The organism is Coleofasciculus sp. G3-WIS-01, from assembly GCF_040223135.1.
Classification (GTDB): Bacteria; Cyanobacteriota; Cyanobacteriia; order Cyanobacteriales; family Coleofasciculaceae; genus Coleofasciculus.
In genome coordinates this window covers 1-8,296 of the sequence record NZ_JAVJZI010000260.1, presented here as the reverse complement: position 1 = coordinate 8,296, position 8,296 = coordinate 1, and the positions used below count along the sequence as shown (strand labels likewise).

Below are 8,296 nucleotides of genomic sequence, written 5' to 3'. Positions count from 1 at the left end.
CTTGTATTTACATTACCACAATAGTAGAACGTTATCCGAATTATTTGACTGGCGAATTTATTCGCTACCTAGACGGTTCGCTCGGTTTCATCTCCCAGCTAAAGAGCGTGGGAGCCTTCACCCATCGCTTGAACGGTAATCGTCCCGGATTGGTTCGCATCAAGGATATTTTGGGTTTCACAGAGAATCTCAACCCCCTAATTTATTCGCAATCCCATCGCACCCTCCTGGAATCGTGCGGCGAGACTGTTCACCACACCAGGAACAGCAGTAGTGGCGTTGTTGTTCCCCTAACCGTTGCACCCCAGTAAAATTCGCTCCCTCAACCACAGCACCCGTATGCACGCCAGTGCGATAATCAGGCGGTTCAGTACGACTGCGGGGACTGGCGGTTTCTAGTGATCCATAGAACAGGCGCACTCCCTGGAGATCAGAACCGGATAAATTCGCTTTATAGAGAATCGTGCGAGACAAATTCGCTCCGGCTAAGTCACAATGGCTCAGATTGGCTTGAACCATATTGGCTTCACTTAATTCTGTCCAACGCAGATCCGTACCTGCCAAATTAGCCCCGGCTAACATAACATTTAGAGCAATAACCCGCACGCCATAAGCCCGCTCTTCTTGATACCCTCCATAACCATCTAGGATAGGACGTCCCAAGTGGCGATCGCGTTTTAAGGGTGTCAGTAATTTGGATTGAGACAAAAACCGCAAGACTTTCGCTTTGCCGCCAGCGTCTATACTATTGAGAATGGCGGCGGTTCGTCCCTCACAAAACGCCCGTTCTTGGGGCCAATCTTCTAGCAATCCTTCATCGTCTAAAGCGAGGTCACAAATACCCTGAAAGTAGGCATCAATGGTTTGCTGTTGGGTAATTGTATTTTGCTGAATGGTGAGATCTTTAGAAATAACATACTGTCGCCAAGCGATGTATACGGCGAGAATAGCAATCAGAATTTGCCCTAACGCACCAATCCATTCCGCTAAAGAACCCACCGAATCAAACGCCTTGGTAAAGCCAGTTAACGCCGCAATCCCAACCATTGCGGCGATCACACCACAAACAGCAGTCAGTTGCGATCGCTGCCCTTGAGAGAGAGACTTCTGGAACCATTGCTGTAAAGGTGACCAAATCACCGACACAGAGAGGAGTAACGTCACGATTACCCCGGCGAGAATCACCCAGTTGTTATCCAAAACTAAGCCAACAATCAAAACCGCGATCGCGCTGAGGGTGACAATGGATGGATCAGCCAATGCCTTACTATTAGTATTTTGTCGATCAGGGATTTGAGTCTGAGACACAGCAGACACATCATCAGTATCCTGGGATGGGATTAACTCAGGATTACCGTTGGTTGACTCGATTGCTGGATTAGACGGAGACGGATCGGGCGGGTTAGTCATAGTTGGCGAAGTCGTCAGACAAATTAAAGTAAACGGTTGAGAGTAGGGAACCGGGAACAGAACGTTACGTTTGACCCACCCTACGCCTCTGGGCAAATTATGATAATTTAAAGATTTGATCAAAAATTATGTCTCTATGCCCACCCTACCCCTAGAGTAAACCGCCGTGAGCCTAGCTACAGCCCCGACATTAGTCAGTGAAGACCAAGCTTTATCCCTAGTGGATTCGGTGATTCAGCAATCCCAAGCCGAAGGGGTATTCGTCAGCGTGAGTTCCAGTGAATCCGCTCTCAGCCGCTTCTCGGAAAATCAAATTAGTCAGAATATCAGCCGCCATAATTTTACCCTCACCGTTACCAGTTACTTCGGTAAACGCAGCGCCTCGGCTTCCACCACAGAATTTTTACCCGATGCGATTAAAGATACGATCCATCGCTCAGAAGAATTAGCTCGAATTGCGCCAGAAGATCCAGAGTGGGTGCCCTTACTCGAACCCCAAGTCTATGAGTCGCGTGTTCCTGCTTTTGATGAAGCCACAGCCACCTTATCCCCCTTAGTACGGGGAGAAATGGTACAGCAAATCTGTGCTAAAAGTGCTAAAGCGGGAGTGGAAGGCTCTGGAAGGCTGAGTACTCAAGCCTTTGCTCAAGCCGTGGGGAACTCCCTGGGATTACGCGCATGCGATCGCACAACGGAAGCGGAGTTGAGCTTTACGGCTCGAATTGGCGATGGATCGAGTTGGAGTCAGCGCACAGCGTTTGCGATCGATCACTTACCCCTGGATTCCCTGATAGAACCCTTGATTGAGCGTGCTTTTGCCGCACGTAATCCCCATGAAATTCCACCGGGTGTTTACCCTGTCATCTTTGACAATGCGGCTTTTGCGGATTTACTCCCCTGGGTAATCTTCAATTTAGATGCGCGATCCGCCGATGAAGGGCGATCATTTATGTCTCGCACCGATGACAGGGGTCAACCTGGGGGGAACCGCATTGGTGAACCCCTATTTAATCCCTTGGTACAAGTGCAACGCCATCCCGCTCATCCATTGTTGCAGAAAGGAACCTTTTTTGGTGATGGGTTGAGCAATCACTACCTGGAGATTATTCAGGATGGAGTGCCTCAAACGTTATCCTATAGTCGCTATTGGGCGCAACAGCAGGGGAAAGAACCGACAGGATCATTGTTTCCCATCGTTATGTCTGGATCTGACCAAAGCCTGAGCGATTTGATTGCTCAAACTGAACGGGGAATTCTGGTTAATCGCGCTTGGTATGTGCGCTATGTTAATCCTCGTACCTTAGAGGTTACAGGCATGACCCGTGATGGTACATTCTGGATTGAAGAGGGGAAAATTGCTTATCCGATTAAAAATCTGCGATTTAACCAAAGTCTGCCGGACATGTTAAGGGATATTGATGCTCTGAGTACGGTACAGCGTTTTGGTGGTCGGGTGACGCCAGGGGTACGGGTTAAGGCGTTTAATTTCAGCAGCGTCACTGATAGCGTGTGAACAGTAGTAGGCTGGCAAGCTTAAAGTTGTGGGTAAAATTTTTCTGAATCGCTACTCTCATAAGGCTTCCTTGAAAATACTTGACCACCGTTTTAACCTTGCCAAGCTAGTAGGGTGGGCAATGCCCACCTTACCTACGGTTCAGAGATGAAGCTGCCGTATCAAGTATTACTAAGTTGAGGTGAGATATGGATTAAGCTGATCTCACGTTAATATATCTCCGCTACACCATCATGCGTCTAGAGCAGTTACAAGCTTTTTTAGCCGTTGCTGAGACAGGCAGCTTTCAACAAGCCGCCCGTGAATGCGGTGTTACCCAATCGACGATTAGCCGCCAAATTCAAGCGTTGGAAGCTGAACTGGGGCTACCCTTGCTCCATCGAACGGCTCGGGCGACATTAACCTTAGGAGGCGATCGCTTTTTGCTTCGCGCCCGTAAAATCTGCAATGAATGGAAAACCGCTACCCAAGAATTAACTGACTTGTTAGACGGAAAACAACCCGAACTCTGTGTCGCCGCGATTCACTCCGTCTGCGCCCATTACTTGCCGCCCGTGTTACAACGTTTTTGTCAGGATTATCCCAACGTGCAACTTCGGGTGACGGCATTAGGGAGCGATCGCGCCCTGAAAGTTCTCAAAGATGGCTTAGTCGATTTAGCGATTGTGATGAATAACCGCTATTTAACCACCAGCGCCGAAATGGTGACGGAGCAATTATATGATGAACCTATCGAAGTCTTGATGGCAGCCGATCATCCGTTAACCAAATATGCCCTAGTACCTTGGGATGCTCTGACGTGCTATCCCCATGTGGTATTTAAAGATGGCTATGGGATGCAGCGATTGGTACAAGATCTGTTTTCCCGGCAAGGCGGCACCCTCAACGCTAGCTTAGAATTAAATTCCCTGGATGCTTTTCGGGGAGTTGTGCGTCAGGGAAGATTAATTTCACTACTCCCCCGATCTGCCCTAGTAGAAGCCCAAGGCGATCCCACCCTAGCGGTGCGCCCGATTGCGGCTACTCCTGCTGAAAATGGATCACCCCCGAAACAAACGTTGAGCCGACAAGTGGTGTTAGTAACGACACAAGATCGACTGCAAATTCCCCCGATTCGCTCCTTTTATAACCTGGTACTGGATCTCATGCCTGCTTATCATGCAACGGTTCAAGGGATTGTGAGTGATAGGCAGGTGATCGCTCATTCAATGTGACATCCTCCCACACCACATTAACAATTATGGTGTGGGCTTCCCCAAATCACTTTGAGGCTTTCCTGGTTATTTCCCTGACAGGAATTGCACCACTTACCTAGAATAGCCCATGACTTATTCCCCGGCAGACCGATTGCCCAGGCAGTTTCCATTCCGCACAGCCCATGCGTACATTGCTACCAATTGAACTGGAAGCTTTACACTTAAGTACTGTGTTCGCGAAGCGTCTCAAAGAGAAGTTTTTACCCAGTCACAGAAGCTACAACCTTGTACCAATTTCTGACTGGAACCCTCTAACTTCAGTTTTCAATGTACAAACTAGTTTATGCCGTTTGCGCTGTTCACCAAGTTGCAAGACCTGTTCGTTTGAGTCAAGGCAACCGTTAGTTATTCGGTATATTCATGATATCATTTTCATCAAGACAAAGCCAAAAGCTCTGGCTCTCCCGTACTTGGTGTGATAATTTTAACTAATCAATGTATCAAGTTCCCTAATTTGAGAGATATTCTGCTTATTTTGGTAATAAGTTGGGTTTCCTTGCGTTTTCCCAACCTACAAGTACTGCAGTGTAAGACCTTAATTTTACTGATAAGTTTTTATTATCACTATAAGTACGGGAGAGCCGACCTGCGCCCTGATCTAAGGGTGAACTTAGGAGCTAGAAACCACCACAAATATATACAAGCCCTGTAGACTGTTGAGTTTACAGGGCTTACCTTTTGAATTTGGTGGCGGGAGGCGGATTTGAACCACCGACCTTCGGGTTATGAGCCCGACGAGCTACCAGACTGCTCTATCCCGCGTCGCTTTACCTAGCATAACACCTATTTCCTAAATGTGGCAACTCCGAGCAAAAAAGCGGAGGTGCAAAAGAGCAAACCAAGGACAAATGACAAATAACCAATGACCAATGACCCATTTGAACAGACCCCAACTAGATTGCTTGCAATTAGTTGGGGATTCTCCCCTGCTGTTACCACGAAGAGCCGCTGTTCTCGGTGGGCATCAGGAACTTAGGTCCTTTATGCCCCTCCTCGCCATTTCTGAATCGGAGTTAAGACTGAAAAGCCATAAAAACGCACTCTTATTTTGACCCAGTAGATGCGTTATTGTAACAAATAATCTCTACTGGAACCCCCTAATCTTAAGTTTTCTAGGTTCTGTAGGTCGTGCCGAACAAATAAATGCCGCCGTACCTGTCGGAATTATACCAAAATTGTTAGTGTTGCGCTTTCCCCCACCTAAATCTGGCGATTTTAGATGGGGACTGCGCTCAACTTTTGTTCAAAGACTCATCGAGAGTTCACCAATCACCTCTAGACGCTTGAACTGACCGAAATGCATAAAAGTTTCTGCCAAACTTTCCGCCACGGAGGGGCTAATCCAACCCATTTGCTTCAACAGTTGAATCGCTACCGCATATTTGGCGCGTTTGGCTCCATCAATGACTTTAATCGCCATACCCAGTCCTTCACCCACACGACCTATACATTGAACTCCTTCTGATCCGGCTTTACTCACCACTTCCCCTTGAGTCAATCGCATTAATTCTGTATCAAATGCCCCTTCTCCTGCCACTAAGTTAGGATGATGGGTCATCGCCCGAACAATGCGCTCCATCGCCAAATTGTCACCGGAAGCGAGTTGAGCATAGAGGGTAGCGATTTGACCGAGTTGCAAAAAATAAGTCGGTGCCCCACAGTCATCGTGTGCCAAAATCAACTCTTCCGGTGGCATCCGCATCAATTCCGCGACTTTGCTCAAAACGAGTCGTTGAACTGGGTGATTGTATTGTAAATAACTATCAACCGACCAATTGCGTTGGCGGCAGACGGCAAGCAGACCGGCATGTTTACCAGAGCAGTTGTATTCTAAGGCACTTTGCTTACCTGGTGGAATCGGACATTGCAACGCTGACGGGTCAACATCGCAGCGCCAAAGAATCTTAAAAACTTGACGTATCTGTTCCAAATTGCCTTGGTGGGAACTACAGATAATTGCCAAGTCTCGGTCGTTGAGATTATATCGTTCCAGGGTTCCCGTTGTGGTAACTGCCAGAGCCTGAAACGGTTTGAGTGCCGAACGAATAAAGGTTGATGTTTCTGAATTGCCCGCTACAGATAGCACACGCCCGCGCTCATCACAGAGAACGGCTTGAGCGTGGTGGGTGGATTCGGCTATGCCTTCCCGTAGTAAACGGACTTCGATCGCTGGTGCTTGATTACGTTTTACCCTTGTCATGCTTAGAGACTATATCATGGGCGGAAAATAGGATAATCATAAATATCAAGAAAGATTCCATAGCAAGCTGCCACTGACGACAAGGATAGCGATAATACCCAATGTTCGTTGCAGGCGTTGCAAAATGGGCTGAACTTGATAGGAGACGATCAGGCGATCGCGACTTAAGATTTCTGGCGGCTTCGTCCAGGTTTGACCATCATACCAGCCAGACTCTTCATAGCCGATGGTTTCGGTCGATAAGCGATCGCGCACGTAAGACCAACCTAAGTACAGTCGCAGTAACACCAATATCACAAACAAGCCAGCACCTGCGCCACCTGCCAAAATAAACTGTACCAGATGCTGGTGCGGCGCAAAGCTAGCAGCAGCAACTGGACCTGCTATCAACCAGCTCCAGCCCCAAACCCAAGCCAGCTTGAGTGCATAATCCCCCAGTTCTAGCTTCGCCCAACGAAAAAACCAAGAATCTTTTAACTGTTGATACTCATGAATCGGTTGTTGTTCTGTCGGTACTGGACAGAAAGAAACGGACGATTCCCTCATAGTTTTTGTTCAGGTTACGATTGTTGCGAGTTAAATTCAACATGTTCGGCGTGACCCCAAAATGCTTCTAGATTATAGAACTCCCGTTCCTGAGGCAGCATAATGTGAACGATCACCTCACCGTAATCCTGAAGCAGCCAGCTGCCATCAGCTTGTCCTTCGGTTCTTAGAGGACGCCGTTGCCAAGTCGTTTCCACTTGATCTTCAATCCACTGAGAAATTGCCCTCACCTGGACTCGCGAAAAGCCGGTTACAATCACAAAATAATCAGCAATATAAGAAACATCTGCCACGCGGAGGATGACAATGTTATCGCCTTTGCGATCGTCTGCCGCTTGAGCAATGGTTAATGCCAGATCCGGGTTAATTTTTGGGTCTTGATTTTCATTGACAAATAAAGTAGATGATCGTTTAAAATTGTCCTTTGTCATTTGTCCTTTGTCATTTGTCATTTGTTAGAGTTTGAGGATTTTTTATAAAACGTAACATTATCCGGTTTATTGCCATCGACCTACTGAGTCAATTGTGGTTTTTGGCTAAAGTGTTGCACCGCCCAGTTCCGAGTTAAGATCATGCGGGGATGAATCAGGCGACTGGTATTGAGCAGGTGTTTAACACAGTAGTCAGATGTTAGCCAAACAGCTTTGTGCAGATCGACTCGAGCAATTTTTCGCAAATTCTCCAACTCCGGTGTATGACCACGACCGGGTTCGAGACTATCGGCTAAAAACACAACGCAGCTAATGTCACTCATCCTTGGGTTTCCTAAAGTGTGCAGCGCGATCGCTTCGAGTACAGCGTCTTCTTGTACACCGAAGTGCTCTTTAGCCACGATAGCACTGACATCAGCATGTAACAGATGAGGAGTCGCGGCACAAATAGGATCTATATCGATACCTCCCTCCCTCGCCAGTAGCAAGAGTCGCTCTGGCTTAAAGTATTTAGCCAGGTCATGCATCAATCCGGCTTGAGCGGCTTGCTCCACATTTAAATGATAATGCCGAGCTAATTCCACAGACATCTGCTCAACCCTCAGAATATGCTGCATCCGGGTTGTGGGAACATTATCCTCTAGCCAGGTTAAAACCTGATCCCGCATTTGCTCACAAAACTCCTTAAGGTTAAGATTGACTCTATCCATAGGCATTGACCCTATTTTATAGTTTGACGTACTCCCCCATCTGAAGAAGGGGGATTCTTAACGGATGTTACGAGGCGGACTGAAGTCGCGCCTCTCTACCCTTGTTCTTGCTTCTCGAACTCTTAACTAGACGGTTTCCCGTCCCCGTCAGACCGTCTCCACAAGCATTTTCTTTAATGTCCAAGATGCGTCCCACCTCAGACAGTCCACGATTGCGGACAATTTGTGCT

Annotated in this window: 7 protein-coding genes and 1 tRNA gene; 2 read left to right on the top strand and 6 right to left on the bottom strand. The window is 47.6% G+C overall.

From position 1 onward, the window contains the following. Positions 1 to 189 precede the first annotated feature (189 nt). Entirely contained in the window at positions 190 to 1,410 is a 1,221-nt protein-coding gene (locus RIM23_RS27700) for a pentapeptide repeat-containing protein (RefSeq protein WP_446371294.1), read from the bottom strand. 166 nt (positions 1,411 to 1,576) lie between these two features. Between RIM23_RS27700 and RIM23_RS27695 the strand changes: the two genes are divergently transcribed. Both RIM23_RS27695 and RIM23_RS27690 read left to right on the top strand, forming a co-directional pair. Beyond that, positions 1,577 to 2,923, top strand: coding sequence for a TldD/PmbA family protein (locus tag RIM23_RS27695; RefSeq protein WP_446371292.1), 1,347 nt, complete (start codon positions 1,577 to 1,579; stop codon positions 2,921 to 2,923). A gap of 233 nt (positions 2,924 to 3,156) precedes the next feature. Continuing rightward, positions 3,157 to 4,137, top strand: coding sequence for a LysR family transcriptional regulator (locus RIM23_RS27690; RefSeq protein WP_446371290.1), 981 nt, complete (start codon positions 3,157 to 3,159; stop codon positions 4,135 to 4,137). 727 nt (positions 4,138 to 4,864) lie between these two features. Here RIM23_RS27690 and RIM23_RS27685 read toward each other — a convergent pair. The 5 genes from RIM23_RS27685 to yqeK form a co-directional block, all read right to left on the bottom strand. Next, positions 4,865 to 4,941, bottom strand: a tRNA-Met gene (locus RIM23_RS27685). A 481-nt stretch (positions 4,942 to 5,422) separates the two neighbouring features. Next, on the bottom strand, positions 5,423 to 6,379 hold the full coding sequence (locus RIM23_RS27680; protein WP_446358154.1) for an asparaginase: 957 nt from the start codon (positions 6,377 to 6,379) through the stop codon (positions 5,423 to 5,425). Positions 6,380 to 6,424: 45 nt separating this feature from the next. Beyond that, entirely contained in the window at positions 6,425 to 6,925 is a 501-nt protein-coding gene (locus tag RIM23_RS27675) for a CGLD27 family protein (protein WP_446371288.1), read from the bottom strand. 14 nt (positions 6,926 to 6,939) lie between these two features. After that, the gene (gene rsfS, locus RIM23_RS27670; protein ID WP_446371286.1) at positions 6,940 to 7,356 is read right to left on the bottom strand and encodes a ribosome silencing factor; all 417 of its coding nucleotides are present in this window, start codon (positions 7,354 to 7,356) and stop codon (positions 6,940 to 6,942) included. Positions 7,357 to 7,436: 80 nt separating this feature from the next. Continuing rightward, positions 7,437 to 8,024 (bottom strand): bis(5'-nucleosyl)-tetraphosphatase (symmetrical) YqeK, encoded by a 588-nt coding sequence (gene yqeK / locus RIM23_RS27665; RefSeq protein WP_446371296.1) that lies wholly within the window; start codon positions 8,022 to 8,024, stop codon positions 7,437 to 7,439. Positions 8,025 to 8,296: the final 272 nt, after the last annotated feature.